This window comes from Nonomuraea antri (assembly GCF_013283785.1).
Taxonomy (GTDB): Bacteria; Actinomycetota; Actinomycetes; order Streptosporangiales; family Streptosporangiaceae; genus Nonomuraea; species Nonomuraea antri.
The window spans coordinates 1-26,618 of sequence record NZ_JABCPZ010000157.1 but is presented as its reverse complement, the minus strand read 5'-3'; the positions used below and the strand labels follow the sequence as shown (position 1 = coordinate 26,618).

Annotated in this window: 21 protein-coding genes; 9 read left to right on the top strand and 12 right to left on the bottom strand. The window is 69.9% G+C overall.

Features of this window, described 5'->3' with window-relative positions; all coding sequences use genetic code 11:
• Together HII36_RS37270 and HII36_RS37265 are read right to left on the bottom strand one after the other, a co-directional pair.
• Nucleotides 1-2,547: glycoside hydrolase family 9 protein (locus HII36_RS37270; protein ID WP_173528033.1), on the bottom strand; the 2,547-nt coding region annotated here is incomplete at its 3' end.
• Nucleotides 2,490-5,435, bottom strand: coding sequence for a glycoside hydrolase family 48 protein (locus HII36_RS37265; RefSeq protein ID WP_328808060.1), 2,946 nt, complete (start codon nt 5,433-5,435; stop codon nt 2,490-2,492). The genes HII36_RS37265 and HII36_RS37270, both read right to left, overlap by 58 nt.
• 298 nt (nt 5,436-5,733) lie before the next feature.
• On the opposite strand from HII36_RS37265, the gene HII36_RS37260 reads away from it, so the two are divergent.
• Nucleotides 5,734-8,046 carry a glycoside hydrolase family 6 protein gene (locus tag HII36_RS37260; RefSeq protein WP_328808059.1) on the top strand — a complete coding sequence of 771 codons (2,313 nt, stop codon included), beginning with the start codon at nt 5,734-5,736 and terminating at the stop codon, nt 8,044-8,046.
• A gap of 42 nt (nt 8,047-8,088) precedes the next feature.
• Here the strand turns inward: HII36_RS37260 and HII36_RS37255 are convergent, their stop codons facing one another.
• The 6 genes from HII36_RS37255 to HII36_RS37230 all read right to left on the bottom strand — a co-directional run bounded on the left by HII36_RS37255 (nt 8,089) and on the right by HII36_RS37230 (nt 13,101).
• Nucleotides 8,089-8,487: a DnaJ family domain-containing protein gene (locus HII36_RS37255; RefSeq protein WP_173528026.1), complete on the bottom strand. Its 399-nt coding sequence runs from the start codon at nt 8,485-8,487 to the stop codon at nt 8,089-8,091.
• 18 nt (nt 8,488-8,505) lie between these two features.
• Nucleotides 8,506-9,405 (bottom strand): dihydropteroate synthase, encoded by a 900-nt coding sequence (gene folP / locus HII36_RS37250; protein ID WP_328808058.1) that lies wholly within the window; start codon nt 9,403-9,405, stop codon nt 8,506-8,508.
• A 74-nt stretch (nt 9,406-9,479) separates the two neighbouring features.
• The gene (locus tag HII36_RS37245; protein ID WP_173528025.1) at nt 9,480-9,953 is read right to left on the bottom strand and encodes an ATP-binding protein; all 474 of its coding nucleotides are present in this window, start codon (nt 9,951-9,953) and stop codon (nt 9,480-9,482) included.
• Between the two features lie 246 nt (nt 9,954-10,199).
• Nucleotides 10,200-11,237, bottom strand: coding sequence for an NAD-dependent epimerase/dehydratase family protein (locus tag HII36_RS37240; RefSeq protein WP_328808057.1), 1,038 nt, complete (start codon nt 11,235-11,237; stop codon nt 10,200-10,202).
• A 67-nt stretch (nt 11,238-11,304) separates the two neighbouring features.
• Entirely contained in the window at nt 11,305-12,486 is a 1,182-nt protein-coding gene (locus HII36_RS37235; protein WP_173528023.1) for a zinc-dependent alcohol dehydrogenase, read from the bottom strand.
• Between the two features lie 9 nt (nt 12,487-12,495).
• Nucleotides 12,496-13,101, bottom strand: coding sequence for a flavodoxin family protein (locus tag HII36_RS37230; protein ID WP_173528022.1), 606 nt, complete (start codon nt 13,099-13,101; stop codon nt 12,496-12,498).
• Nucleotides 13,102-13,258: 157 nt separating this feature from the next.
• On the opposite strand from HII36_RS37230, the gene HII36_RS37225 reads away from it, so the two are divergent.
• Nucleotides 13,259-14,641, top strand: a complete 1,383-nt coding sequence (locus HII36_RS37225) for a carbohydrate-binding protein (RefSeq protein WP_173528021.1) — start codon at nt 13,259-13,261, stop codon at nt 14,639-14,641.
• A 162-nt stretch (nt 14,642-14,803) separates the two neighbouring features.
• Here HII36_RS37225 and ispG read toward each other — a convergent pair whose 3' ends face one another.
• Nucleotides 14,804-15,916 carry a flavodoxin-dependent (E)-4-hydroxy-3-methylbut-2-enyl-diphosphate synthase gene (gene ispG, locus HII36_RS37220; protein WP_173528029.1) on the bottom strand — a complete coding sequence of 371 codons (1,113 nt, stop codon included), beginning with the start codon at nt 15,914-15,916 and terminating at the stop codon, nt 14,804-14,806.
• Nucleotides 15,917-16,089: 173 nt separating this feature from the next.
• Between ispG and HII36_RS37215 the strand changes: the two genes are divergently transcribed.
• Genes HII36_RS37215 through HII36_RS37195 form a run of 5 tightly spaced genes read left to right on the top strand, consistent with a single transcriptional unit; the run spans nt 16,090 to nt 23,132 of the window.
• On the top strand, nt 16,090-17,130 hold the full coding sequence (locus HII36_RS37215) for a polyprenyl synthetase family protein (protein ID WP_173528020.1): 1,041 nt from the start codon (nt 16,090-16,092) through the stop codon (nt 17,128-17,130).
• Nucleotides 17,131-17,144: 14 nt separating this feature from the next.
• A complete protein-coding gene (locus HII36_RS37210) occupies nt 17,145-18,086 on the top strand; it encodes a 4-hydroxy-3-methylbut-2-enyl diphosphate reductase (protein ID WP_173528019.1) in 942 nt (313 codons plus the stop codon).
• Between the two features lie 33 nt (nt 18,087-18,119).
• Nucleotides 18,120-19,535, top strand: coding sequence for a family 2B encapsulin nanocompartment shell protein (locus HII36_RS37205; RefSeq protein WP_173528018.1), 1,416 nt, complete (start codon nt 18,120-18,122; stop codon nt 19,533-19,535).
• Nucleotides 19,536-19,581: 46 nt separating this feature from the next.
• On the top strand, nt 19,582-20,961 hold the full coding sequence (locus HII36_RS37200; protein WP_236004267.1) for a family 2B encapsulin nanocompartment shell protein: 1,380 nt from the start codon (nt 19,582-19,584) through the stop codon (nt 20,959-20,961).
• Nucleotides 20,958-23,132 (top strand): terpene synthase family protein, encoded by a 2,175-nt coding sequence (locus tag HII36_RS37195; protein ID WP_328808056.1) that lies wholly within the window; start codon nt 20,958-20,960, stop codon nt 23,130-23,132. Before HII36_RS37200 ends, HII36_RS37195 begins: the two co-directional genes overlap by 4 nt.
• Before the next feature lie 4 nt (nt 23,133-23,136).
• On the opposite strand, the gene HII36_RS37190 is transcribed toward HII36_RS37195, so the two are convergent.
• Together HII36_RS37190 and HII36_RS37185 are read right to left on the bottom strand one after the other, a co-directional pair.
• A complete protein-coding gene (locus HII36_RS37190; RefSeq protein ID WP_173528017.1) occupies nt 23,137-23,481 on the bottom strand; it encodes an STAS domain-containing protein in 345 nt (114 codons plus the stop codon).
• Between the two features lie 439 nt (nt 23,482-23,920).
• The gene (locus HII36_RS37185) at nt 23,921-24,184 is read right to left on the bottom strand and encodes a hypothetical protein (RefSeq protein ID WP_173528016.1); all 264 of its coding nucleotides are present in this window, start codon (nt 24,182-24,184) and stop codon (nt 23,921-23,923) included.
• Between the two features lie 376 nt (nt 24,185-24,560).
• Here HII36_RS37185 and HII36_RS37180 point away from each other — a divergent pair, with 376 nt between their 5' ends.
• Complete coding sequence (locus HII36_RS37180) at nt 24,561-25,157, top strand: C40 family peptidase (protein ID WP_173528015.1); 597 nt, start codon at nt 24,561-24,563, stop codon at nt 25,155-25,157.
• A gap of 211 nt (nt 25,158-25,368) precedes the next feature.
• Here HII36_RS37180 and HII36_RS37175 read toward each other — a convergent pair whose 3' ends face one another.
• The gene (locus tag HII36_RS37175) at nt 25,369-25,632 is read right to left on the bottom strand and encodes a hypothetical protein (RefSeq protein WP_173528014.1); all 264 of its coding nucleotides are present in this window, start codon (nt 25,630-25,632) and stop codon (nt 25,369-25,371) included.
• Between the two features lie 377 nt (nt 25,633-26,009).
• Here HII36_RS37175 and HII36_RS37170 point away from each other — a divergent pair, with 377 nt between their 5' ends.
• The gene (locus HII36_RS37170) at nt 26,010-26,609 is read left to right on the top strand and encodes an O-methyltransferase (RefSeq protein WP_173528013.1); all 600 of its coding nucleotides are present in this window, start codon (nt 26,010-26,012) and stop codon (nt 26,607-26,609) included.
• The last annotated feature ends 9 nt before the right edge of the window (nt 26,610-26,618 follow it).

The following is a 26,618-nucleotide window of genomic DNA, read 5'->3' as shown; positions in this document are numbered from 1 at the left end:
GGTGCAGGTGATCGGGGCGGGGGTGGTGGCCGCGCCGGCGGAGATGAAGCCGAACGTGGCCGTGGCGTTCGGCGCGAGCGCGCCGTTCCACGCCTCGTTCCTGACGGTCACGGCGCTGCCGCTCTGGACGAGCTTGCCGCCCCAGAGCTGGCCGATCTGGCCGGTGGCCGTCCAGCCGACCGTCCAGCCGGCGATCGCCGAGGCGCTGGTGTTCTTCACCGTCACCTCGCCCTGGAAGCCGCCGCTCCAGGAGTTGACGACCTTGAAGGCCGCCGTGCAGCCGCCCGGCGGGTCGGGGTCGTCGCGGGTGGTGGTGAACGTGACCGCGTCCGAGGGCGCCGAGGTGTTGCCCGCCAGGTCCCTGGCCACCACGGACGCGCTGTAGGACGTGGCCGGGGTGAGCCCCGTCAGGTCGAAGGAGGCGGTCGCGGACGTGCCCACCTTGGCGGACCCCAGGTAGACGTCGTAGCCGCCGACCCCCACGTTGTCGGTGGAGGCGGCCCAGCTCAGCTTCGCGGTGGAGCCCGTGACGGCGGATGCCGCGGGCGTGCCCGGCTTGCTGGGCGGGGTCCTGTCCTCCTCCTCCGGTCCCGGAGGCTCACCCCAGATCTTGGTGGCGCCGCTGTAGAGAGTGATGTTCCTGCTCGCCACGGGGGTGGCGCCCGGCGTGGTGGGAATGCCGCGGTACGACCAGTCGTTGGCCGGGTCCCAGGTGCCCGCGCTGGAGATGCGGAACTGCACTTCCCTGCGGTGCTGCGACTGCCCGGCCGGCGCGATGGCCTGGCCCGAGCAGTCGATGGCCACGTAGTGCACGCCGCCGCCGGCCGAGCCGATCGTCGGCGCCTTGCACTGCGTGTACGCCGACGACACGCTGATCTGCGAAGCCGTCGTCGAGCCGTCGAGCGTGAAGTAGTAGCGGAACGAGCCGTCCGAGAGCACCCGGGCCGGCCACGCCGACTGGTTGCGCACGATGGCCTTGATCTCGGTGAAGTTCGTGCCCGAGGCGTTCACGCCCGCCTCGACGAAGATCTCCGGGCCGTCCGGGGTCTCCACGGCGGGGAAGTTCGCCGCGGGTGCGCCGCCGTACTCCTGGTAGAGCCTGGCCAGGGCGCTGGTGAAGCCGGCGTTGTAGTCGGTGGCGACCTCGTTCATGACGTAGTCGTCGCGTTTGTCGGTGTAGGCGTCGTTCGGGTCGGGCGGGCCGCCGACGAGCGCGCCGTACAGGGTGTGGCGGGTCTGCTCGGGGTTGGTGATCTGGTCGGTCCACGAGCCGTGCGCGGTGCGGTGGTGCGGGTTCTTCGGCGGGTTGGCGCCGAAGCCGACCACGTAGGAGGAGTTGCGTGGGTTGTCACCGAGCGCGTAGTTGATCTGCCGGACCGCGAAGTCGTGGTAGCGGGCCTTGCGCTCGGCGTCGGTGATCGAGTCGCTGTGCACGAGCGCGGCGAACGAGGTGTTGGCCGCGTACCGCAGCGAGCCCCACCGGTCCAGCACGGCCTGGCCGCCGGGCGAGTACTTGACCTTCGTGCCGTTGACGCCGACCGTCCACCAGTCGAGCCAGCGGTTGGTGTCGTCGAGGTACTTCTGCTTGCCGGTCAGCTTGTGCAGCAGCACGTACGCGCCGTACGACTTGTCGTCCCAGGCGATCGTCCACTTGTACGACTTGGTGGTGGTCTGCGGCTCGGTGCCCAGCGCGTCGTAACCGGCCTCGGCCTTGGCCAGGTAGGCGGCGTCGCCGGTGGCCCGGTGCAGCCAGATCGCGCCCCAGACCAGCTCGTCGTTGAAGCCGCTCCAGGAGTTGTAGTAGCCCTGCGCGTCGCTGACGCACTCGCTGTACTTCTTCCTGACCGTGTCGGCGAAGGAGTAGAGCTGCTTGGCGTGCGTGACCAGCGTGTCGGCGTAGGCCGGGTTCGTCGGGCGGAAGACGATCGACGAGGCCGCCATCGCCGCCGCCGTCTCCCCCGCCAGGTCGGAACCGCCGCAGGAGGCGTCGATCTTGTACGCGGGCCGTTCCATCTGCATCGCCTCGGCCGGGCCCCACCAGGCGTGGTCCTTGCCGCCGTTGCCGACCTGCCCGTAGAGCACGTTCGGCGACGGGTGGGCCTTGATGAAGTAGTCGTTGACGAACTTGAGGTTGTTCTGCAGGTGGGTGAGCTGGCCGGAGGAGGCGTAGGCGTCGCGGTACTCCACCGCGCCCCAGGCCAGCATGGTGGCGGAGAACGCCATCGGGAAGCCGAACTTGACGTGGTCGCCGGCGTCGTACCAGCCGCCGGTCAGGTCGAGGCCGGCGTCCTCGCCGTCGTTCATGCCCGAGTCGCCGCGCCAGCCGACGCGGTTCCAGCCGGGGATCGCCCCCGACTGCTGGGCCTCGTAGAACCACAGCGACTTCTGCAGCGCCTCGCCGTAGGAGAAGGCGGGAGCAGCGGAGTGGGCCGCCGGCCCCGCCCCCAGCAGGGGCAGGACCAGCGACGCGACCGCCAGGAGCGATCTTTTCACGGGAACAACCGTCCGTACTCGGCGAGCGCCACGGCCACGTCGACCTGCGCCCAGAACCGGTGGTAGTTGAAGACGGGCGCGGGGCCGGTTCCCTTCAGGAACGCGTCCACCTTGGGCCAGTCCGGGTCGTTCTTGTAGAAGGACCTGATCGACAGGAACGTCGAGTTGGAGTCGATGACGTCGCCGTTGGGCATCTTGCCGCTCCACCCGGCGGGGACGTAGACCGGATCGTCGATGCGCTGGTAGTCCGTCTTGGTCTCCGGCACCGACACGCCCTCGGCGTCGCGGAACTTCCACACGCCGTCGAGCAGCGCCTTGGCCATGTTCCTGGCCCCGGTGTGGTTCGCCTTGGCCGCGTAGTACATGAGGACCTTGGCGTACGAGCCGGCCACGCCCACGTCGGTGGTGTGGTCGACGACGGTCACGCGCAGGCCGGGGTTGGCCGGCGGCATGCCGCTGGTGGCGTTGAAGTCACCGGCGGGCTGCCCGGTCCAGCGCAGCGTGGACGGGATCCGGTAGGTGCCGTCGGCGTTGATCGTGGTGTTGGTCATCGCCCACGAGACCCACTTGTCGAGCAGCGCCTTGGCGTCGGCGTTGCCGGTGGCGTAGTACAGCTCGGCCACCCGCTCCATCGACCACGCCTGGAAGCCGAACCACTGGTTCGACGGCGGGTCGTGGTAGACGGGCTGCCAGTCGTAGGCCATGCCGTGGAACTTGGGCAGGGTCGCCGGCGGGGCCGCGTAGTGGCCCTCCCAGCTGTTGGTCGCGCCGCCCGCGATCGCGCCTTCCGCCGACTGCAGCCAGGTGTAGAACTGCAGCTGACGGGTGAGGCTGGTGCTCCAGTCCGCCGCGCCGGTGGCGCTCTTGGGCTTGAGCTCGCTCACGTTCGCCAGCGCCCAGGCCGCCAGCGGGTTCTGGTAGCCGGAGTGGTTGTGGCTGGAGCCGATGCGCCAGGCCCAGCCCGCACTGGCGTCGGTCGCGCCGCCCCAGGCGTAGTACCAGGACAGCAGGTAGTTCGAGCTGTCCTTGCCGGTGCCCGCCGGGCAGGAGGTGCTGGTGCAGCCGGGCTTCTTGAAGTACTTGTCGTACATCGCGTAACGCAGGTAGTCGCCCATCTTGGCGGCCTTGGCCACGGTCGGCGCGATCTGCTGCTCCTTGCCCTGCGCCTTGGCCCAGGTCTGCGCCCAGTACGCGACCTGCACCGCGCGGGCGTCGGCGTCCGGGGCGTTGGTGTACTTCCACTGCTTGGCGTAGGAGCCGTCCTTGATGAACAGGTCCAGGTAGCCGTTCGGCCCGCCGTGCTTGAAGACGTCGCAGGACGGCTGCGGGATCGTCTCGAAGACCGACTCCTCCGGGCCGCGCTGGTAGGTGTTGATGTAGGCGGGCCTGGTGGTGCCGTCGCCGCAGCGGCCGAAGCCGTAGGTGTTGTCCACGTCGAGCAGCCAGTGCATGCCGTAGACGTCACCGGTGCCGTAGGCGCTCTTCAGCTCCCCGGCGATCGGGTCGGAACCCACGGAGACGCCCGACTCGATCTGCGTGGGGTATTTGTTGATCTCGTTCCACTCGCCGGCGTACGTGGCGGGCTTGGCCGGGTTGTAGAAGGAGTTCGTCGGCTGGTCGGCGGTGGCCGGGATGATGTACTTCTCCATCGACGCCCAGGCCGCGTTGAACTTCGTCCAGTCGCCGGTGACCTGCCCGTACACCGCCTCCAGCCACAGGTAGTAGCTGTAGGCCTCGGACGTGGTCTCGTGCCCGTGATCGGGCGCCTCGACCATGAACGTCTCGATCGAGTGGTACGGCACGCCTTCCGGGGAGAAGTAGCCGTTGGCCGGGTCGTGCAGCTCGTTGTACAGCTCGACGAACCGCTTGACGTACTCGTTGTCCCCGCCGGGCAGGTCGTCGTCGGCCTCGGTGGCGTCGACCTTGACCGACGGGTAGCCAGTGGCGCTCACCGTGAACTCGGCCGCGCCGCTGGTGGTGTCGGCGTCGTCGGCGGCGGCCAGCGTGACGTTCCGCGCGGTGTCCCAGTTGCTCGGCGTGAAGGTCAGCGAGCCGCCCGAGCTCACGCTCAGGTCCGCGTCGCCGCTGGTGCGTGCCGTGGTCACGGTCACGTCCGCGGTCGGCGCCTTCGACAGCTTGACCCCGAAGGAGGCGCTGCCCTTCTCGGCCACGGCCAGGCTCAACGGGCTCACCACGAGCGTGGGCCCGGTGTCGGCGATGACGGTGATGCCGACCGGGGCGGAGGTGGTGCTCGCGCCGGCGTTGTCGGTGGCCTTGGCGGTGATCGAGTAGCTGCCCGCGGCCACGTTCTGCCAGGAGTAGGCGTAGGGCGCGGCGGTGTCCGTGCCCAGCAGCGTCGAGCCCTGGTAGAAGTCGACCTTGGCCACCGTGCCGTCGGAATCGGCGGCGTCGGCGGTGATCGGCACCGTGGCGGGCGCGGTGAACGTCTGTCCGGCCGTCGGCGCGGTAAGGCCGACCGTGGGCGCCTTGTTGGCCCCGCCGCAGGTCACGCCGTTGACGGTGAAGGCGTCCGGCTTGGGGTTGCTGCCGGTCCAGGTGCCGTTGAACCCGATGCTGGTCGAGGCCCCGGCGCCGAGGTTGCCGTTCCAGTCCAGGTTCTTGGCGGTGACGTTCTGGCCGGACTGCGCCCAGGTGGCGCTCCAGCCCTGGGTCAGCTTCTGGCTCGCCAGCGGGAAGGCGAAGCCGAGCGTCCAGCCGTTGAGCGGGTCGCCCAGGTTCTTGATCGTCACGCTGGCGGTGAAGCCGCCCTGGCCCGGGCCGCTCGTCCAGTCGTTGGTCGTGTACGTCACCTCGCAGGCCACGGCCGCACTGGCCGGGGTGGCCGTGAGCGCCGTGGTCGCGCCTGCGACGAGGACGAGGGTCGTCGCCACGGCGAACCGCCTCGACAGGCGTAACAAGGTGGTGGGGGGTCTGTGCTTCACGGGGTCTCCATGGGAGTAGGGGTGTGGGAGCGCTCCCAATCGGGATTGTGGGTGCCGTCCGGGAGATGTCAACGGAATGGCGTCCCGATGACCCCCGGATTTCCTCTCACCAGGCGGCCCGGCATGAAAGTTTCATCCGCGTTCCGGGGCGTTCGGCGAGCATGAGTGCGCCTCGGCCGTCGCCGTCCCGCCGGGCCGCTGTACACGGCCGGAAGCCGGACCGATGATGGGAGCGCTCCCAGCCCCCAGAGTCACCTGGAGATGATCGCTCGTGAGACTCCGCTTACGCCGATGGGCCGTGACCGCGACCGCCACCTGCGTCGCGGCCCTTGGACTCGTCGCCGGGCAGACCACCGCAGCCAGCGCGGCGGTCTCCTGCGACGTGGCCTACACCCCCAACACGTGGACGACCGGCCCCGGCCAGGGCGGTTTCACCGCGAACATCACGCTGAAGAACCTGGGCGACCCGCTCACCGGCTGGACCCTGGCCTTCGACTTCCCGACCGCCGGCCAGAAGTACGTGCCGACCGGCTGGGGCGCCACCTGGAGCCAGTCGGGCACCACCGTGACCGGCAAGAACCTGGACTGGAACGGCAACCTGGCCACCGGGGCGTCGACCTCCATCGGGTTCAACGGCACCTGGACCGGCGCCAACCCCAACCCGGCCGCGTACAGCGTGAACGGCGTCACCTGCGGCGGAAACCCGCAGACGCCGTCGGTGGTCACCTCGGCCAGCGCGCTGGCGGTGAACGAGGGCGGCACGTCCACGTTCACGGTCAAGCTGTCGTCGGCCCCGGCCGCGAACGTCACCGTCAACACCACCAGGACCAGCGGTGACGCCGACCTGAGCGTGACCTCGGGCGGCTCGCTGACGTTCACGCCGAGCAACTGGAACACCGCGCAGACCGTCACGCTGGCCGCCGCCCAGGACGCCGACACCACCGCCGGCACCGCGGCCTTCTCCGTCGGCGGCACCGGCGTCACCGGGGCCACCGTCAACGCCACCGAGGTGGACGACGACAGCGTCCAGGAGCAGTCGATCATCGTCACCCCGGCCGCGGTCACCGTGCCGGAAGGCGGCACCGCGACGTACTCGGTGAAGCTGGCCGCCCAGCCCACCGCCAACGTGAGCGTCTCCTCGGCGGCCGGCCCCGGAGACGCGGACCTCACCGTGAGCGCGGGCGCCGCGCTGACCTTCACCTCCGCCAACTGGAACACCGCACAGACCGTCACGCTGGCCGCCGCCCAGGACGCCGACACCACCGCGGGCAGCCGCACGTTCAGCGTGACCTCGACCGGCCTGACCACCAGGACGGTCACCGCCACCGAGGCCGACGACGACGGCGGCCCGCAGCCCGGCCACGTGGACAACCCCTACGCCGGAGCCACCGGCTACGTGAACCCGGACTGGTCGGCCAAGGCCGCGGCCGAACCCGGCGGCGCCGCGGTGGCGAACGTCTCCACCGCCGTGTGGATGGACCGCATCGCCGCCATCGCCGGCTCGACCACCGCGATGGGCCTGCGCGCCCACCTGGACGAGGCCGTCAGGCAGGACGCCGCCAACGGCGCCGCGCCGCTGACCATCCAGATCGTCATCTACGACCTGCCCAACCGCGACTGCTCGGCGCTGGCCTCCAACGGCGAGCTGCTCATCGCGCAGAACGGGATGAACCGCTACAAGGCCGAGTACATCGACCCGATCGCCTCGATCATGCGCGACTCCAAGTACGCCGGCCTGCGCATCGTCACCATCATCGAGCCCGACTCCCTGCCCAACCTGGTCACGAACCTGAGCTTCCCCAAGTGCTCCGAGGCCAACGGCGACGACGGCTACGTCGAGGGCGTCCGCTACGCGCTGGACAAGCTGCACGCCATGCCCAACGTCTACACCTACATCGACGCCGCCCACCACGGCTGGCTGGGCTGGGACTCGAACTTCGGCCCGACCGTCAACCTCTTCCACTCCATGGCCACGGGCACGGCCGCCGGTGTGGACAGCGTGGACGGCTTCATCGTCAACACCGCCAACTACTCGGCCGTCAAGGAGGAGCACTTCACCATCAGCACCACGGTGAACGGCACCACGGTCCGCCAGTCGAAGTGGGTCGACTGGAACCAGTACGTCGACGAGCTGTCCTTCGCCCAGGCCCTGCGTAACGCGCTGATCGCCAAGGGCTTCAAGCCGGGGCTCGGCATGCTGGTCGACACCTCGCGCAACGGCTGGGGCGGCGCCGCCCGGCCGGGCGGCCCGAGCACCTCGCTCGACGTGAACACGTTCGTCAACCAGTCGCGCATCGACCGGCGCATCCACGCCGGCAACTGGTGCAACCAGAGCGGCGCCGGCATGGGTTACCGGCCGGTCGCCAGCCCCGAGCCCGGCCTGGACGCCTACGTCTGGGTCAAGCCTCCCGGCGAGTCCGACGGCTCCAGCAAGGAGATCCCGAACGACGAGGGCAAGAAGCTCGACCGCATGTGCGACCCGACCTACACCGGCAACCAGCTCAACGGCAACAACCTGACCGGGGCGCTGCCCGACGCGCCGCTGTCGGGCCGCTGGTTCTCCGCCCAGTTCCGCGAGCTGCTCGCGAACGCCTACCCGCCCGTCCAGTGACCGCATGAGAGGAGGCCCGGGCCGCGCGGCCCGGGCCTTTCCTCACTGCTCGTCCCGCCACTCCGCGACGACGGCGTCGATGTCGAAGGGCATCAGGTTGAGCGGCGGCCCCGGCAGGCCCTTCCTGATCGCCTCGCGGATCTTGTGGTTGACCTCGTCGAGCACCCGGCGCACCTCGGCCTCCGTGCGCGCTCCCCTGGCCTCGCGCAGCGCCTGTTCCGCCTCCTTGCGCAGGGCCAGCGTGGGCGGCAGCGGCATCGACAGCCCTTCGCTCTCGATCTTCTGCTTGATCCACCACATCTCGTCGAGATGCTTGTCGAGCCCCGGCAGCGGCTTGCCCTTGCCCGGCAGGTCGTCGAACTCGCCGCGTTCCTCCGCCTCGCGGATCTGCTTGTCGATCCAGCTCTCGAACGGCATCCCGATCGGCTTGCGCTCCGTCACATGCCCTCCTCGTGCGCGTCAGGCGAGGTTGTGGCTGGGTGCGACGGGGGTACGCCAGCCGAGCACGGCCTCGGTCATGCGGACGGAGGCGACCGTGGCGGCCACGTCGTGCACGCGGAGGATCCTGGCGCCCTTGAGTATGGAGACGACGTTCACCGCGATCGTGCCTTCCTTGCGCTCCCCCTGCGGCCGGTCGATCGTCTCGCCGATGAAGTCCTTGTTCGACAGGGCGACCAGCGTCGGGTAGCCGATGGCGGTGATCTCCTCCAGCCGCCGGGTCAGCTCCAGGGAGTGGAAGGTGTTCTTGTTCAGGTCGTGACCGGGATCGATGATGATCTTGTCGGGGGCGATGCCCGCCTTCAGCGCGGCCTCGACCCGCTCGCGCAGGAACTCGGCCACCTCCGCGACCACGTCGGTGTAGCTGGGGCGGAAGACCCGCTTGCCCGGCCCGCCCACGCTGTGGGTCACCACCACGCTCGCGCCGCACTCGGCCGCGACCTCGGCCATGCCGGGCTCACGCAGGCCGTTGGTGTCGTTGATGACGTCGGCGCCGGCCCCGATGGCGGCCTTGGCCACGGCGGGCCGGTGGGTGTCGACGGAGATCACCGCGTCGGTCGCGGCCCGCACCTCGGCGATGACCGGGCAGACCCGGTCGATCTCCTCCTCGACCCCGATGGTCGCCTGCGCGGCGCTGAAGGCGAAGCCGCCGATGTCGACCCAGTCGGCGCCGGCCGCCACCGCGTTGCGCGCGGCGCTCACGGCGCTCTCCAGCTCGTACGTGCGCCCCTGGTCGTGAAAGGAGTTGGGGGTCCGGTTCACGATGGCCATGACGGCCACCTGTCGCTCGAAATCGAAGGCGCGCGGCCCGATGCGCCGCACCGGAGAGATGATTCCAGGGGAGATGACTTCACCGCTCACGTGGGTTCCTTCCCGCTCCTGACGAGCCTACCAGCCGAGATCAGAAGCCCTTCGAGCGGACGAGAACGCCGGGATCAAGCGGTGAAGCGGCCGAATCTGGGCGCGCCGCCGGCGCTGACCCTGATCCGTTTCATCGCCCGCGCGGCGCCGGGACCGGGCGCGCGTGGCAGCCGCATGGTGAGCCTGACGCTGGTGCCGCTCGGCCCGGTGCGGAAGGTGACGTTGTCGCAGAGCCGGCGGATCAGGTAGATGCCCCGGCCGGTGAACGCGAGCTCGGACGGCCGGTCCTGACCGCTCACGTAGTCGTCGGGGATCCCGCTGCCGAGGTCTCTGGTCTCGGCGCTGAGTACGCCGTCCACCGTCCACACTCTCAGATGCCCGTGCCCGCCCGCGTGCTGGACGGCGTTGATCACGCTCTCGTGCACCGCGAGCACGAAGTCGTCCAGTCGTGAGCCGGTCAGTCCGCAACTCGATGCCTGCTCGGCCACCGACCGGCGCAGCTTGGTGACCTCGAACAAGGTGAAGGGCTGGGTTAACAGCGTGCGCACGGCAAACTCCTCCGAGATCCGCCAGGTCTTCGCGCAGGTCGAACCGGAGGCGGGCCGCCTCCGGCGAAGGGAATGAATAAGGGGCCGCCACTCGGCCCCTCAGTTGGTCCACGTCGATCCCTCCGTGTCACCGCTCCGACACGGAGGCCGCGCTTCTGGACCTCACGCAGTTGTTCCTCTTCCCCCATCTGACGGCATTACACTCCGCAACCGGGTGAGGAGTGCCTTTTGTATCGTTCGTCGCTTTCACGGCCGTCCGCCCATGCCGCTCGCCATCTCCCTGATCCGGCCGGCCGGGCCCGAATCGGGCGCCAGCGGCGCGGTCTCCATGCCGGCGCCCTCGTTCAGGCCCTCGAACATCTCCTGCACCGCCTGGCGGGCGGAGTACCTGGGCGTCCAGCCCAGCACCTCGTGCGCCCGGTCCGTCTTCATGATCGGGATGCGCAGGGCCAGCTCCAGCAGCCCCGGCGTGGCCGGCACCAGGCGCAGCCGCCAGCCCGCCGCCACCACCGCCCTGGCCAGCCCGGCGGGCACCGCCAGCGTCCGGGTCTGCAGCATCGCGGCCAGGTCGGCCGGGTCGAGCACCGGCTCGGCCGCCAGGTTGAACGCCCCCGACACCGGCCGCGTCACCGCCAGCCGGTACGCCTCGCCCGCGTCGTCGGCGTGCAGCGCCTGCAACCGCAGCCCGGGGATGTCCGGCACGAACGGGACGCGTCCCGGGCGGATCAGCCGGCGCGGCACCAGCGGGCCGCCGAACAGCCGCCGCTGCTCGGTCGCCGCCTCGCGCTTGAAGATGAACGCCGGCCGCATGCGCACCACCCGGATGCCCGGGTGATCGTTCTCGAACACGTCGAGCACCCGCTCGACGTAGGCCTTCTCCCGTCCGTACGCGGCGCCCGGCCAGCCGTGCGTGGGCCAGGTCTCGTCCACCGGGCGGTCCTTCGGCCCCGGCGAGTAGGCGCCGACCGAGGACGCGTGGACCAGGGCGGGCACCCCGGCCTCGGCCACCGCGCGGAAGACCCGCATGCTGCCGAGCACGTTGGCCCGCCACGTCGTCGCGGGATCCCTGGTCGGCTGGAACAGCCAGGCCAGGTGCACGACCGCGTCGGCCCCCTCGAAGATCTGCGACAGGTCGCCGGTGGCCACGTCGGCCTGGCGCCATTCCGTGCGGTCGGCGTGCCACCCCGGCAGACGCCGGGCGACCCCGACGATCGAGGTCACGCCGCTGTCGGCGGTCAGCGCGCGTACGACGCTGGTCCCGACGTTGCCAGTCGCTCCGACCACAACCACTCTCATGCCGCTTGGCTGCCCTCCGAGGAGGCCGCGAAACCCTTCTTGACCTGCAGCGGCATCACGGTTTGAGGAGAATCTTGACCGCGCCGTCCGCTTTCTTCTGAAACATCTCGTACGCCTGCGGCGCCTGGTCCAGCGGAAGCCGGTGCGTGGTCAGGTCCATCACGCCCAGCGGATCGTCCTCGTCGGTGACCAGCGGCATCAGCGCGCTGATCCAGCGCCGGACGTGGGCCTGGCCCATGCGGATCGAGATGCCCTTGTCGAACATGCGCAGCATGGGCAGCGGGTCGGTCATGCCGCCGTAGACGCCGATGACGGAGATCACGCCGCCCCTGCGTACCGCGTCGATGGCCTGGTTGAGCGCGGCGAGCCGGTCGACGCCCGCGTGGGACATCAACGGCGCGGCCACCGCGTCGGGCAGCAGCCCGGCGATCGTCTGCGCGATCTTGGCGGCGGGCGAGCCGTGCGCCTCCATGCCGACCGCGTCGATCACCGAGTCGGCGCCGCGGCCCGAGGTGCGGTGCCTGATCTCTTCCGGCACGTCGTGCACCTCGCTGGCGTCGATGACCTCGATGCCGTGCCTGCGGGCCATCTCCAGCCTGGCGGTGACGCCGTCCACGCCGATCACCCGGTGGCCGAGGTGGCGGGCGATGCGGGCGCACATCTGGCCGATCGGCCCCAGCCCGAAGACCGCGAGGCTGCCGCCCTCGGGCAGGTGCGCGAACGCGACGGCCTGCCAGGCGGTGGGCAGCACGTCCGACAGGTAGACGAAACGCTCGTCCGGCGGCCCGGCCGGCACCTTGATCGGGCCGAACTGCGCCTCGGGCACCCGCAGGTACTCGGCCTGCCCGCCGGGCACCTGGCCGTAGAGCTTGGTGTAGCCGAACAGCGCGGCGCCCGTGCCCTGCTCGCGGACCTGGGTGGTCTCGCACTGCGCGTACAGCTCCTGCGAACAGGTGTGGCAGTGCCCGCACGAGATGTTGAACGGGATGACCACCCGGTCACCCGGCTTGATCGTGGTGATGGCCGAGCCGACCTCCTCGACGATGCCCATCGGCTCGTGCCCGAGAATGTCTCCCTCGGCCATGAACGGCCCGAGCACCTCGTACAGGTGCAGGTCGGAGCCGCAGATGCCGCTGCTGGTCACCCTGATGATCGCGTCGTTGGCTTCCTTGATCTGCGGGTCGGAAACCTCCTCGACCCGCACGTCACGCTTGCCGTGCCAGGTGACGGCCTTCATGGTGTCTCCTCACTCCGGTGGCTCGCCCATCGGACGGGCGGCGAGCGCTTCCGCGACGGCCACCAGGTTGGCGGCCATGGCCCGGCCGGTCTTGTGCGACCATTCGCGCCCCTGATCGGTGTCCACGTAGTTGGGCCCGGGGCCCGGGCCCAGGTGCCAGTAGGTCCACGCCTGCCCGGGAATGGTGTAGCCGATGTCGCCGAGCTGCCCGGCGAGCTCGCTGATCACGTGGTGCGCACCGTCCTCGTTGCCGGTCACCAGCACGCCCGCGACCCGGTTGTAGGCCACCGGACGCCCTTCGCCGTCGGTCTCGGAGATCATCGCGTCCATGCGCTCGATGACCCGCTGGGCGATCGAGCTCGGCCGGCCGACCCAGGTCGGCGTGGCGATCACCAGGATCTCGGCGTTCAGCAGCATGTCGTGCACCCGCGGCCATTCGTCGCCGCCGCCCATGTCGGTCTGCACGCCCGGCTTGATGTCCAGGTCCACCGCGCGGATCTCGGAGACCTCCACGTCCCGCTCCATCAGCGCGCGCATCACCACCTGGGCCAGCGCCTGCGTGCTGGACTCCCTCGGCGACGGCTTCAGTGTGCAGTTGATGACCACGGCTCGCATGCGACGTCCTCCCCGTACGTACCAGCCGCATACCCCCAGCTCAGCGCTCAAACGGAGACGCCATATCACCGTGATAGGGGTCTTTTGACACGACCACTCCTCGTGTTCGGCCTCGTACGGTGGCGACACCCCCCAGTACCGAGGAGAGTGTCACCAAATGCTCCCCAGAAAGACCTTGACGGCGGGCATCGCGCTCGCCATCACTCTCATCACGGTTCCGGCGGTCGCGGTCACGGCGAAGAACGCGACGGCCACCAACGAGAACCCCTATCAGCAGGCCCAGACCCTCGCTCGGATGGTCGGCGACCCCCCGCAGGGCCTGGTCAACGCGCTGACGCGTGACCTCGGCATCTCCGCGGAACAGGTCAATATCCGCCTGGTCAACGAAGCGGCCTCCGCTTCGCTCGAACCGCAGCTCCGCGCCCAGCTCGGCGCGGCCTACGCGGGCTCGTGGGTGACCGGGCCGACCTCCACCCCCGTAACCGCCACCACCGACGCGGCCCAGGTGCCCGCCATCACGCAGGCAGGCGTCCAGGCCAAGGTCGTCACCCGCTCGTACGACCAGCTCAACCAGATCAAGTCCGCCCTCGACCAGAACTCGGCGCGGGCGCCCAAGACCGCACCCGTCTGGTACGTCGACATCGTGAACAACAACGTCGTGGTGCTCTCCTCGACCCCGGCCAAGGCCAGGGCCTGGGTGAAGTCCACCGGCGTCGACACCGCCGCCGTCCAGGTCGTGCGGTCCGACGAGCGGCCCACCTCGTTCTACGACGTCCGCGGCGGCGACGCCTACCACATCAGCTCCGGTTCCCGCTGCTCCGTCGGCTTCTCCGTGACCAAGGCGGGATCGCAGGGCGGCTTCGTCACCGCCGGGCACTGCGGCCGTACCGGCGCCACCACCACCGGCTCCAACCGCGTGGCCCAGGGCACCTTCCGCGGCTCCTCGTTCCCCGGCAACGACTACGCCTGGGTCGAGGTCAACTCGCAGTGGACGCCGACTCCCTACGTCAACAGCTACAGCCAGGGTCTGCTGCCCGTCCGCGGCTCCCGGGTCGCCCAGGTCGGTGCGCAGATCTGCCGGGCCGGCTCGACCACCCAGCGGTACTACTGCGGCACCGTCGGGCAGCTCAACACCAGCGTCACCTACTCCCAGGGCACCGTGTACGAGGTGACCAGGACCAACGTGTGCGCCGAGCCCGGTGACTCCGGCGGCTCGTTCATGTCGGCCGACCAGGCCCAGGGCGTGACCTCGGGCGGCTCGGGCAACTGCAGCTCCGGCGGCACGACGTACTTCCAGCCGGTCAACGAGATCCTGTCGACCTACGGGCTGACCCTGTCGGTCGTGGGCGGCGGGACGACCTCGCCGACCGGATCGCAGTCTCCCACCCAGAGTCCCGGCGGCACGTGGGCGGCCAACACCGCGTACGCGGCCGGCGCGACCGTGACCTACGGCGGGGCCACCTACCGCTGCCTGCAGGGCCACACCTCGCAGGTCGGCTGGGAGCCCCCGAACGTGCCCGCGCTCTGGCAGCGAGTCTGACCGAGCGGAACACGTCTGAGCGATCTTCGCCGAGAACGCCCCTGACGTGACCGGCTTCGCAGCCGACAACCCAGCGGGTCCAGACCGGAAAGCCCCACTCCGGCCTGGACCCGCGACCGCGCCCGGGCCGGGCGCACTCCCTCCTGCCCGGCCCGGGCCGCTTCACTGCCCGGGCTCGGCGTCGTCGCCGCCCTGGCTCTCCGCGGCGATGCGCATGGCCTCCTCGACCAGCGTCTCCACGATGCGCGACTCGGGCACGGTCTTGACCACCTCGCCCCTGACGAAGATCTGCCCCTTGCCGTTGCCGGACGCCACGCCCAGGTCCGCCTCGCGGGCCTCGCCTGGGCCGTTCACCACGCAGCCCATCACCGCCACCCGCAGCGGATGCGGGAACCCCTCCAGCGCCGCCGACACCCGCTCGGTCAGGGTGAACACGTCGACCTGAGCCCGGCCGCAGGACGGGCACGACACGATCTCCAGCCGGCGCCGGCGCAGCCCCAGCGACTCGAGGATTCCGATCCCGACCTTGACCTCCTCCACCGGCGGCGCCGACAGCGACACCCTGATCGTGTCGCCGATGCCCTCGGCGAGCAGCAGCCCGAACGCCACCGCCGACTTGACCGTGCCCTGCAGCAGCGGCCCCGCCTCCGTCACCCCCAGGTGCAGCGGATAGTCGCAGCGGGCGGCCAGCAGCCGGTAGGCCGCCACCATGACCTGCGGGTCGTGATGCTTGACCGAGATCTTGATGTCGCGGAAGCCGTGCTCCTCGAACAACGAGCACTCCCACAGCGCCGACTCCACCAGCGCCTCCGGCGTGGCCTTGCCGTATTTGCCGAGCAGCCGCTGATCGAGTGAGCCGGCGTTCACCCCGATCCTGATCGGCACCCGGTGCTCGGCCGCGACCCTGGCGATCTCGCCCACCCGGTCGTCGAACTTCTTGATGTTGCCCGGGTTCACGCGCACCGCCGCGCAGCCCGCCTCGATCGCGGCGAACACGTAGCGCGGCTGGAAGTGGATGTCGGCCACCACCGGGATCGGCGACTTCCTGGCGATCACCGCCAGCGCGTCCGCGTCGTCCTGCGTCGGCACCGCCACCCGGACGATCTCGCAGCCCGCGGCGGTCAGCTCGGCGATCTGCCGCAGCGTGGCCTCGACGTCGGCGGTGCGCGTGACGGTCATCGACTGCACCGACACCGCCGCGTCGCCGCCCACCGGCACCGAGCCCACCAGCACCTGACGCGCGACCCGCCGGCGCCGCCCACGCACGGCCGGCATTCCGAGATCCGTTGAGCTCACCTGTCGGGCTCCTTCCCGATCGCGGCACGAGATCACCAACGCATGGGACCGCTGTGGCAAACGAAAACCGCAGCTACAAAAGACACTTTACACCCTCCGTATTCGATGAGTAACTATTGGTAGCGAGGACGTGGCAGAAGGAGCCCAAGCCTGTGAGTTTCACCGACCAACTGGCACCACGCGTTGACGACCGGCTGTCCGGCTTCCTGGAAACCTGGCGGGCGCCGGTCGCCGACCCCGACGTCGAGACCGCCTACCGCCTGCTGACCGAATTCATCCTGTGCAGCGGTAAACGCATCCGCCCGCAACTGTGTTACTGGGGCTGGCGCGGCGCCGGCGGGGAAGACTGTGAGGAGATCATCAGCGCCGCGGCGGCGTTGGAACTGTGTCACGCCGGGTTGCTCATCCACGACGACATCATGGACGGCAGCCGGCTGCGCCGCGGCCGGCCCACCGTCCACAGAAACCTGTCCGACCTGCACGAAGGCCCGGGTGCCGAAGCGTTCGGCCAGGCCGGCGGCATCCTGCTCGGCACGCTCAGCCTGGCCTGGTCCGACGCGCTGCTGTCGTCCTGCGGGATCGAGCCGATCAGGTTGAAGGCCGCGCACCACCTGTTCGACGCCATGCGCATCGAGGTCATCAGCGGCCAGTACCTCGACATGCTCGCCCAGCTCCGGGCCGGCGCCAGCGTGGCCGAGGCGCTGACGGTGATCCGCTACAAGACCGCCAAGTACACCGTGGAACGGCCGCTGCAGATCGGCGGCGCGCTGGCCGGGGCCCCGATCGAGCTGCTCGACGCCTACTCGCGCTTCGGCGTGCCGATGGGCGAGGCCTTCCAACTGCGCGACGACGTGCTCGGCACGTTCGGCTCGTCGGCCGAGACCGGCAAGTCCGAGCTCGACGACCTGCGCGAGGGCAAGCACACCGTGCTCATCGCGTACGCGGTGCAGAACGCCTCGCCCGCGCAGCTCGGCTTTCTCAAGACCTGGCACGGCAACCCCGGCCTGACCGACGAGCGCGCCGGGGGGCTGCGCCAGATCCTGCTCGACACCGGCGCGCTCGACCGGGTGGAGACCATGATCGAGGAGCGCGTGGGCGCGGCGGTGTCCGTGCTGACGGCCGCGCCGATGGCGGCGGCGGCGAAGAGTGCCCTGACCGTGCTGGCCGACCAGCTCGCGCACAGGACCAGGTAAGAGGGGGCGACACCATGGGGCGAGTGCTGCTTGCGGCCCCGCGCGGCTACTGCGCGGGGGTGGAACGTGCCATCGAGGCGGTCGAGGAGGCGCTGAGACGCTTCGGCCCACCCGTCTACGTGCGCAAACAGATCGTGCACAACACGTACGTGGTGGCCGACCTGAGCAGGCGCGGCGCGGTCTTCGTCGACGAGCTCGACGAGGTGCCCGACGACGCGCTGGTCGTCTTCTCCGCCCACGGCGTCTCGCCGGCGGTCAAGAGCGAGGCCGGGCGGCGCGGGCTGCGTACCGTCGACGCCACCTGCCCGCTGGTCACCAAGGTCCACCGCGAGGCGGCGCGGCTGGCCGACGCGGGCTACGAGATCGTCCTCATCGGTCACGCCGACCACGAGGAGGTGGAGGGCACGCTCGGCGAGGCCCCCGACCGCATCCACGTGGTCGACCCGGCGCGTCCCGACGAGGTGACGGCCACCGGCGCGGCCAAGGTGAGCTGGCTGTCGCAGACCACGCTGGCGGTGGACGAGACCATGGACGCCGTCGCCAGGCTGCGCGAGCGTTTCCCCGCGCTGATCGACCCGCCCAGCGACGACATCTGCTACGCCAGCCAGAACCGGCAGGAGGCGATCACCAGGATCGCCCCGCAGTGCGAGCTGGTCCTGGTCGTCGGCTCGGCCAACTCCTCCAACTCCCAGCGGCTGGTCGAGGTCGCCCTGACGGCCGGGGCGTCCGCCGCCCACCTGGTCGACCGGGCCGCCGACGCCGACGAGCGCTGGCTCGACCGGGTGGAGACCGTCGGCGTCACCTCCGGCGCCTCGGTGCCGGAACGGCTGGTCGAGGAGCTGCTCGACTGGCTGGCCGGCCGCGGCTACGACCACGTCGAGCCGATCACGCTCACCGAAGAGACCCTCACGTTCTCTCTCCCGCACGAACTGCGACCGACCCGCGACCACGGTTAGGCCAGTCCCCCCATCAGAAAGAGGCGGTGCGTCATGACAGAAACGACCAACTCCACCGTGCCCGCGAACGGCAACGGCAACGGCCGGCTCAGCCTCAGCACCGAGGCCGCCCGCCAGCTCTCGACCACGACCAAGACGCCGCCGCAGATGCAGGAGATCACCTCCCGCTGGCTGCTGCGGCTGCTGCCGTGGGTCCAGTGCCAGGGTGGCGTGTTCAGGGTCAACCGGCGGCTGACCTACACCCTCGGCGACGGCCGCATCACGTTCACCAACACCGGTTCCGAGGTCAGCGTCATCCCGGCCGAGCTCACCGAGCTGCCCATGCTGCGCGGCTTCGAGGACATGGACGTGCTCGAAGCGCTGGCCGGCCGCTTCACCCAGCGCGAGGTCGAGCCGGGCGACGTCATCGCCGCGGAGAACGCCTCGTGCGACGAGCTCGTCCTGATCGCGCACGGCCGGGTGAGCAAGGTCGCGCAGGGCGCGTACGGCGACGACCAGAACCTGGGCGTGCTGGCCGACGGCGACTACCTGGGCGAGCAGCTCCTGGTCCAGGGCGGCCAGTTCGAGTACACCGCGAAGGCCAAGACGTCCTGCACCCTGCTGGTGTTGTCCGAGCAGGACTTCCTGCAGGTCGCCGAGCAGGCGCCGGCGCTGCGCGAGCACCTGGAGCAGAGCCGTGCCTTCACCGAGCGGCCCGCCAACGAGTACGGCGAGGCCGCGATCGACATGTCCTCCGGCCACACCGGCGAGCCCACGCTGCCCGGCACGTTCGTCGACTACGAGCAGAGCCCGCGCGAGTACGAGCTGAGCGTGGCCCAGACGATCCTGCGGGTGCACAGCCGGGTCTCCGACCTGTACAACCAGCCGATGAGCCAGCTCGACCAGCAGCTCAGGCTGACCATCGAGGCGCTGCGCGAGCGCCAGGAGCACGAGCTGGTCAACAACGCGGAGTTCGGCCTGCTCGCCAACTGCGACCTCGGCCAGCGCATCCGCACCCGCTCCGGCCCGCCCACCCCCGACGACCTGGACGACCTGCTGGCCACGGTGTGGAAGGACCCGGCGTTCTTCCTCGCCCACCCGCAGACGATCGCGGCCTTCGGCAGGGAGTGCAGCAAGCGCGGGCTGTACCCGCAGGCCAGCGAGGTCAACGGGCACCGGGTGCCGGCCTGGCGCGGGGTGCCGATCTTCCCGTGCAACAAGATCCCGGTCACCGGCAAGCGCACCAGCTCGGTGCTGCTGATGCGCACCGGCCAGGAGAACCAGGGCGTGATCGGGCTGCACCAGACCGGCATCCCCGACGAGTACCAGCCGGGCCTGTCGGTGCGGTTCATGAACGTCAACGAGAAGGCCGTCATCTCGTACCTGGTCAGCGCCTACTACTCGGCCGCCGTCCTGGTGCCCGACGCGATGGGCGTGCTGGAGGACGTGGAGATCGGCAGGAACGGCTGACGAGGCGAGCCCGTCCTTCCGTCCCCATGGATTGGTGGTGTTTGTGTTGACAGAGTCCGATCAGCAGCGGCTGAGCCTCGACACCGCGGCGGCCCGCAGGCTCGCCACGACGACCAAGACCAACCCGCAGATGCGGGAGATCTCGCCCCGCTGGCTGTTGCGGGTGCTCCCGTGGGTGGAGACCACGGGCACCTACCGGGTGAACCGGCGCCTCACCTACCTGGTCGGCGGCGGCCGGGTGAGCTTCTCCAGCGCCGGCGCGCGCTACCGGGTGGTCCCGCCGAGCCTGGCCGAGCTGCCGCTGCTGCACGGGCTCGACGACGACCGCGTGCTCGACAGCCTGGCCGGGCTGTTCGAGCAGCGGGAGTACGAACGCGGCGACATGATCGTCCGGGCCGGGCGGCCCGGGGACGAGCTGCTGCTCATCGCCCGCGGCAGGGCGGTCATGTTCCAGGCCGGCCGCTACGGCGACCGGCTCGAACTGGGCACGCTGGCCGACGGCGACCACGTCGGCACCAGCCTGCCCGCCGAGCAGTGGACGTTCTCGCTGCGGGCCGACACCACCTGCACCGTGCTGGCCCTGCCGTGGGAGGAGTTCCACGCGGTGAGCGCGCAGTCGCCGCCGCTGCGCGCCCAGTTCGACCTGCACCGCGCCCGCGCGTCCGCGCCGCAGAACAAGCACGGCGAGGCGGCGATCGCGACGGCGGCCGGGCACACCGGCGAGCCCGAGCTGCCCGGCACGTACGTCGACTACGACCCGGGCCCGCGCGAGTACGAGCTGAGCGTCAGCCAGACCGTGCTGCGCGTGCACACCCGGATCGCCGACCTGTTCAACCAGCCGATGGACCAGAAGGAGGAGCAGCTCAGGCTGACCGTCGAGGCGGTGCGCGAGTCGCAGGAACGCGCGATGGTCAACGACCGCGAGTTCGGCCTGCTGCACAACATCGACCCGCGCCAGCGCATCTACACCAGGAACGGCCCGCCCACCCCGGAAGACCTGGACGAGCTGCTCTGCCGCAGGAAGAAGACCCGGTACTTCCTCGCCCATCCCCGGGCCATCGCCGCCTTCCACCGCCAGTGCAACGCCAAGGGCCTGTATCCCGACAGCGTCCGGCTGGAGGGCTCGACGCTGACCGCCTGGCGCGGGGTGCCGATGCTGCCCTGCGACAAGATCCCCATCAGCCGGGCGGGCACCAGCTCGATCCTGGCCATGCGCACCGGGGAGTCGGACGAGGGCGTGGTCGGCCTGTACGAGACCGGCATCCCCGACGAGCGCCACCCCGGGCTCAGCGTGAAGTTCACCGGCATCGACGCCAAGGGCATCGCGTCCTACCTGGTCACCGCGTACTACTCGGTGGCCGTGCTGGTGCCGAGCGCGCTGGGCGTGCTGGAGAACGTGGACTGCTACGCGGAAGGGACGGCGTGAGCGTGGCCGAGCAGCCGTTCGACCTGCCCGACTTCTACCTGCCGTACCCGGCGCGGCTCAACCCGCACCTGACGGAGGCCCGCGCGCACGCCAAGAAGTGGGCGCGGGACATGGGCATGCTGGAAGGCTCGGGCATCTGGGACGAGGCCGATCTCGACGCCCACGGCTACGCGCTGTTGTGCGCCTACACCCATCCCGACTGCGACGGCCCGACGCTCAGCCTGATCACCGACTGGTACGTGTGGGTCTTCTTCTTCGACGACCACTTCCTGGAGGTGTTCAAACGGCCGGGCGACCTCGACGGCGGCAAGGCGTACCTGGACCGGCTGGCCGCCTTCATGCCGATGGACCTGGCCGCGGGCATGCCCGAGCCGTCCAACCCGGTCGAGGCGGGGCTGGCCGACCTGTGGCGCAGGACGTGCCCGAGCCGGTCGGCCTGCTGGCGGGAGCGCTTCTCGGAGAGCACCAGGAACCTGCTGAACGAGTCGTTGTGGGAGCTGGCCAACATCAACGCCGGCCGGGTGGCCAACCCGGTCGAGTACATCGAGATGCGGCGCAAGGTGGGCGGCGCGCCGTGGTCGGCCGGGCTGATCGAGCACGCGGCGAACGCCGAGGTGCCGGCGCGGGTGGCGGGCGCGCGGGCGATGCGGGTGCTGCGCGACGCCTTCGCCGACAGCGTGCACCTGCGTAACGACCTGTTCTCCTACCAGCGCGAGGTCGAGGACGAAGGCGAGCTGAGCAACGGGGTGCTGGTGCTGGAGACGTTCCTCGGCTGCTCCACGCAGGAGGCGGCCGAGGCGGTCAACGACCTGCTCACCTCGCGGATGCAGCAGTTCGAGCACACGGCGGTCGCCGAGCTGGGGCCGATGTTCGCCGAGCACGGCATCGACCCGCTCACCGCCGCCGAGGTGCTGGCCTACGTCAAGGGGCTGCAGGACTGGCAGTCCGGCGGGCACGAGTGGCACCTGCGCTCCAGCCGCTACATGAACGAGCGGGCGCGGGCGGCCGCGCCGCTGGGCATGAAGTCGGTCGTCGACGTGCTCGGGCTCAAGCGGCTGCGCGGCTTCACGCACGTGCCGTACCAGCGGGTCGGGCCGTCGCGGATCCCCGAGCTGTACGTGCCGTTCGAGCTGAGGCTGTCGCCGCACCTGGACGACTCGCGGCGCAACGCGGTGGCCTGGTGCGCGGAGATGGGCATGCTCGAAGCCCAGCCGGGCGTGGTGGGCTCGGCCGTGTGGGACGCCGCCAAGCTGGTCGACTACGACCTGCCGCTGTGCGCGGCCGGGCTGCATCCCGACGCCTCACCGCAGGAGCTGGACCTGGCCTCGCACTGGCTGTGCTGGGGCACCTACGGCGACGACTACTTCCCGGTGGTGTTCGGCAGGTCGCGCAACCTGCACGCGGCCAAGCTGACCGTCGACAGGTTCTCGGCGTTCATGCCGGTCGACGGCTCGGCGCCGCCGCCGCCGGTCGGCGCGCTGGAGCGGGGGCTGGCGGACCTGTGGGCGCGCACCGCCGGGCCGATGCCGCCGCACGCCCGCGCCAAGCTGCGCCGCTCGGTGGAGGGCATGTGCGAGGGCTGGTTGTGGGAGCTGGCCGGCGAGCTGGCGCACCACATTCCCGACCCGGTCGACTACATCGAGATGCGCAGGCTGACGTTCGGCTCGGAGATGACGATGAGCCTGGCACGGCTGCGGCACGCCACGGTGATCCCGGAGGAGTTCTACCGGACCGGCCCGATGCGGGCGCTGGAGAACGCCATGATGGACTGCGGGCTGCTGGTCAACGACATCTTCTCCTACCAGAAGGAGATCGAGTTCCAGGGCGAGGTGCACAACTCGATCCTGGTGGTGCGGAACTTCTTCGACTGCGACTACCCGCGGGCGCTGGCGATCGTCAACGATCTGCTGACGTCCAGGATGAAGGAGTTCCAGCACATCGTGGCCGACGAGCTGCCGCTCCTGTGCGCCGGGTTCGGCCTCGACGCCGAGGCCAGGAAGGAGCTCGACGGGTTCGTGGCCGAGCTGCGCAACTGGATCGCCGGGATCCTGAACTGGCACCGCGAGTGCTTCCGCTACGACGAGACGTCGCTGCGCAGGCACCATCGGCCGCCGAAGTTCCGGCTGGCCGGTCCGACCGGGCTGGGCACGTCGGCGGCGCTGCTGGGCTGAGCCGTCACAACCACACTCCCTGCGGACGGGGTTCGTGCAGCCAGCCGAGCAGCCGCAGCAGCCGTTGTTGCGACGGGGTGACGTTGTGCAGGCGGATCCACCGCTGCGCCGGTGGCAGCGCCGGCATGACCAGCACCCGCAGCCCGGACAGGTCGATGAAGGTCAGCCCGCCGGTGTCCACCACGATGTAGGTGGCGTCCTGGCGGGAGCCGGTCAGCGTCCTGGACAGCGCCGGGCTGTTGGTGGCGTCGACCTCGCCGATCAGCATGACGGCCGGGATCCCCGGCGCCAATCGCGCCGTGATCCGCAGTTGCTCGTCCTGATAGAGCAGTCGCTCTCCATCGCTCACGGCCCCCGCACCCCCCAACACTGCCGACGTGGGGGTTGCCGCCGGGCCCGCCGGCGGGGGCCGATCGCCGTCGCAGCCCCCAGCCGGCCTGACGCCCCTGGAGGCCGCAGCGCTTCGGGGCGCTGACGATTAACCCGAATCCAGGTTACACGAAATATGTTTCGCTTTGTAATTTTCGCCAGAAAATGACCGAATTACAGGGAAATACTGAAAGGTCCGGCCCCGCCGCCCCCTGGAAGGTGGCCCCGGACATGGCTGAGGCCGGTCCAGCACGCGTATCTGGACCGGCCTTGGCCGTTGGGGCGGGGTGGTCACGCTTCACGTCGTCGCGGCCGGCAGAGGCTGCTCCAGTGGGGTGCCGCCACGTGGAGACGTGGCAACCGGGGCGCCTTCATGCCAGGCGACCGGACGTGCGAGCGCTCTCGCCGCCCAGGGGTGCTCAGTTGTTGTCGCCGTACTGCGCCTGGTTGTTGAGGATGTTCAGCTCCATGTCCTGCAGGTGCGCGAGGGTGAGGATGTCGATGTACTTCAGCGAGTCGTTCAGTACGTCGTTGAGCGCGGTCAGGTCGTCCAGGATCGAGTCCTGGCCCAAGATGTTCTTGTCGTAGTTGACCGGGTTCGGAACATCGGCAGACGCGGCGGTGGTGGAGAGACCGAACAGGGCGCCGGCGATGGCGGCACCGGCAAGAATGCGACGCATCATTGTGATTCTCCTTCGTTGGAATCGGCGCGGACTGCGCGTCATCGTCTTTTGCTCGCTCAGCGCTGCTGCGAGTTATCGCGAGTAACCATCTCGCGTTTCACGGGGGCTCGCAAGGAAAAATTGTTAAGCCCGGGTCAAGTACCAGCCGTAATTCCTTGGATATTGATCCAAACTTGTCGTGATATGCCCGTCTTAGTCCAGATTTGTTCGTACTGACATCGGTGGCGATTTGCGCCTTTGCCGCTACATGCGCTCAGCGCATGACCAAAGGTGGTTTTATGAGCATAGTGCGGCGGAAAACTACGGGGTGTAAGTCCACTCGCGCCGCGAGGGAAGGGCGCGGCGCCTGGCGCGACCTGGGAGCGCTGAATATGCCATGAACGCAATACGGCCACTGCTGCTAATAGCGGCGACGAGCGTGATATGGGGCGCGCCGGATACCGGCCCGGCGCACGCGCTGAATGGCTGCGCGGGGCCGGCCGCGATGAATTGCGCGGCGGCGACGATCCCCACTGGGCCGGCCGGCGTGATCCGCTCGGCGGCCGGGGCCATCGCATTGCGCGCGGCCATAGAAATGATCGGCGTGCCCTACTCATGGGGCGGCGGCGGACCCGGCGGGCCCGGCTACGGGATCGGCAAGGGCGCGGACACCAAGGGGTTCGACTGCTCCGGGCTCACCGAATACGCCTGGGCCAGGGCGGGGGTGCTGATCGGGGCCACCACGCGCGAACAGTGGCGCTCGGGAATCCGGGTGCCCAGGGAGGAGATACAACCGGGGGATCTGGTCTTCTTCGACAACGAGCCGAGCCGCCCAGGACCAGAGCACGTGGGGCTGGCCGTGGACGGCGAACGCATGGTGGACGCGCCGTACACCGGCGCGAACGTGCGGATCGATCCGCTGGACAGAACTGATTTCATGGGGGTGGTACGTCCCGGCGCCGGCCGCGCCGACACCGGGACATCGGAGTTCTAGGCCGCCCGGCCCAGGTCGTCCTGCAGTGATCGACCTGGGCCGTCGGCACTCCGGCTGGTGCGCACCGAGCCTGTTGCGTGGACTCGCGATTGTTACGCGGCAACGTTCTCGCGATTCACCTCGACACCAGGAAGGCGATCTCGGCCGGGTGGCTCGCCGGCGATTTCCGTGAGCCGCGATCGGCCTTCCTGCCTACGCCACGTGAGGAGCGTCAGTTGTTGTCGCCGTATGCCTTCTGGTCGTTCAGCAGGTTGAGCTCCATGTCCTGCAGGTGCAGGAAGGTGAGGATGTCGATGTACTTCAGCGAGTCGTTCAGCACGTCGTTCAGCAGCGTCGCGTCGTCGAGCACGCTCAGCTGGCCCAGGACGTTCTGACCGTGGTTGACGGGGTTGGGGACGTCGGCGGAGGCCGAACCGGCGGAGAAGCCCAGAGCGGTCGCGGCGATTGCCGCGCCGGCCAGAATGCGTCGGATCATGTTTGTTTTCCTCCATGGATGGGCGCGGAATTCTCGGCGCCGTAGTCGTTTGCAGGGCTGTGAGGTGCCGCCAATAACAATCGCGGCAGCCTGCGAAATCCGCAACTCAGAAAGCTCTACCGGAGGTCAAGGGAAAACCTCGGTTTCTTGGCGTTCCAGGGGTCGGCGACGGGCGTATATATGCGGTCGCGGTCGGGGGCGGCAAACGACTTTTATTTTGTCCGAGGCGGCCGATGATGTTCCGCTGGAATACCATCGGTTAGGCAACGATCACCCGAAACTTGAGGCTTCCACTACGCCCGGCAGACCGGCGCGAGCGGGCCCGGGCCGGGGAATCGGGCGTGACATTGCGGTTCATGATCCACTAGAAAGCGACCATGAATTCAGAAACTCCGCGGCTCGTCGGTGCGGCGCTCGAACGGGCCAGGACGTCAGGATTCGAATACTCCTGCGATCCGGCGGTCGGCCGCCTGCTGGCCACGCTGGCGGCGGCCGTGCCGGAGAACGGCCGGGTGCTCGAACTCGGCACCGGGGTGGGCGTGGGCACGGCGTGGCTGGTCAGCGGCCTGCTGCCGCGCACCGACGCGACCGTGACCAGCGTCGAGAGCGATCCGGGGCGGGGCGCGGCCGCGGCGTCCGGCGACTGGCCGGGGTTCGTGGACCTGCGTGTGGGCGACGGGATCGACCTGCTGGCCGCGGAAGGCGGGTACGACCTGGTGGCCGCGGAAGGCGGGTACGACCTGGTGTTCGCCGACTGCGTGGCGGGCAAGCACGTCGGGCTCGACCGCACCATCGCGGCGCTGCGGCCCAGGGGCGTGCTCGTGGTGGACGACATGGTGCCGGCCCCCGGGGTGACCTGGGACGAGGGGTTCGCGGTGAGGCAGGAGGGGGTGCGGCGGACGTTGCTGAGCCATGAGCGGCTGGTCGCGCTCGAACTGGCGCACGGCTCCGGCGTCATCCTGGCCACCGCCCGCTGACCCCCCGCC